Origin of the sequence: Actinomadura keratinilytica (assembly GCF_039539665.1) — a bacterium.
In the GTDB taxonomy this organism is placed as follows: Bacteria; Actinomycetota; Actinomycetes; order Streptosporangiales; family Streptosporangiaceae; genus Spirillospora; species Spirillospora keratinilytica.
The window spans coordinates 1-1,586 of the sequence record NZ_BAABDO010000258.1; the positions used below are offsets into that span (position 1 = coordinate 1).

Annotated in this window: 2 protein-coding genes; one reads left to right on the forward strand and one right to left on the reverse strand. The window is 79.0% G+C overall.

From position 1 onward, the window contains the following. Positions 1 to 186 precede the first annotated feature (186 nt). Positions 187 to 552 carry a hypothetical protein gene (locus ABD879_RS32535; RefSeq protein WP_345025634.1) on the forward strand — a complete coding sequence of 122 codons (366 nt, stop codon included), beginning with the start codon at positions 187 to 189 and terminating at the stop codon, positions 550 to 552. A 49-nt stretch (positions 553 to 601) separates the two neighbouring features. Here the strand turns inward: ABD879_RS32535 and ABD879_RS32540 are convergent. Then, positions 602 to 1,586, reverse strand: a 985-nt coding sequence (locus ABD879_RS32540) for a hypothetical protein (RefSeq protein WP_345025635.1), incomplete at its 5' end; no start/stop codon positions are given.

Below are 1,586 nucleotides of genomic sequence, written 5' to 3' on the forward strand. Positions count from 1 at the left end.
GGTGCGGGTCCTGCACCGGCTTGGGGTAGCTGAAGACGGGGTCGAAGTCGCCCGCGTCGTCCCGGCCGTCCCGCCCCGGCGGAACGCGCGGCGCCCCCGGCCGCGCGGCCGCGAACCGCGGCCGGATGCGGAAAACCGCGCACGAAACCCGTGACGGCACCGAGCCACCGGCGCTACGGTGCGCCTGTGACCGGCGGTCCAGAACTGTACGGATTCCCCCCGCCCGCCGCACTGCCCGACTTGAGGTGGCTCGGCCCGGACTACGTCTCCGTGCTGGTGCGCGACCTGACCCGGGGCCTCCTGCGGCAGGACGCGGGGACGCGCGTGATGGGCGTCCGCTGCGACGGCGGGCCCGAACTCAACGCCGCGGTCGACTCCGCCGGGGTCATCCGCGCGCACGATGCCAGCTTCGCCCTCCAGGTGTTCCTGCAGGACGGCACCGGACGACCATGGCGGCTGCGCGGGCGGTGGACCTACCGCGGCCGCGACCTCGGCACGCCCGGCGCCTCCGTCACCCACTCCTGGCGGCTGCTGTCCGCCGACGGCGTCTGACCCGGCGGCCCCGCGGCCCGGCGGGGCCGCCGGCCGGCCCGCCGCGCGGTCACGGCAGGAGCCCGGCCGACGTGCGGGAGTTCGTCGTGGAGGTGACGGAGATCGTCCGGCCCTGGACGCCCGTCCGGCAGTTCACGGCGGTGCTGGTGGTGGTGCTGTTCGCCGCGGGCCCGGGCCGGTCGCTTTCCAGCAGGCCGCCGAGGCCGTAGCGCCGCCAGTCGAAGTCCCGCCAGGCGGGGTCCGCCCCGTCGTCGCCCCAGCCCGCGCCGGAGGCGGCGCCAAGGGACAGCGGCGCGCCCGCGGACCGCGCCCCGCCCGCGGCGGGGATCAGGGTGGCCAGCAGCGTGCCGGGGTCGGCGGGCGCCGCGCCGTGCGGCGGCGCGGGCCGGACGTCCATTTCGACGGACGGCGCGGCGCCGTCCACGGTGCACTGCTGCGCGGCGTCGCCGGCGACCTGCAGGGCGCCGTTCGGCACCGCGTAGGCCGCCCGCCCGCGCGGGATCACCCGGGTGTTCATCAGCGAGACCCGCGCGCTGCGCCGGACCGTGACCGCCTGGGTGACACGGGCGCCGCGGGCGACCAGCCGCAGGTCGCGCAGCTCCACGCGCAGCCGGTCCGCCTCCGCCGGCGCGGTCGCGCGGCGGAACCCGGCGGCGGAGCCGAGGCCGTCGAGCAGGCCGCCGAGGAGGCCGGGGATGTCGATCGGCGGGTCGGCGAGCGGCGTGCTCTGCGCGCTCTGCCCGGACGGCCCGCCGACGTGGAAGAACGAGGCGACCGGTGTGCGGCCGGTGTAGGCGATCGTGGCGTCGCGCCCGTCGATCCTGGTGCTCCTGGTGATCGTCGGCAGCACGGACCGCGTGCCGTACGCCCGGGTCAGCGTGTAGGTGCAGCCCCGGGAGAGGGTGATGGCGCCGCCCGCGCGGACCGCGCGCACCAGCGCCGCCGCGTCGCCCTTGCCGCCGCGGCAGCCGACCGCGGCCGCCGGGGCCTCCCCCGGCGCCGCGTCGGCCGCCGCCCGGGGGGCGGCCCCCGCG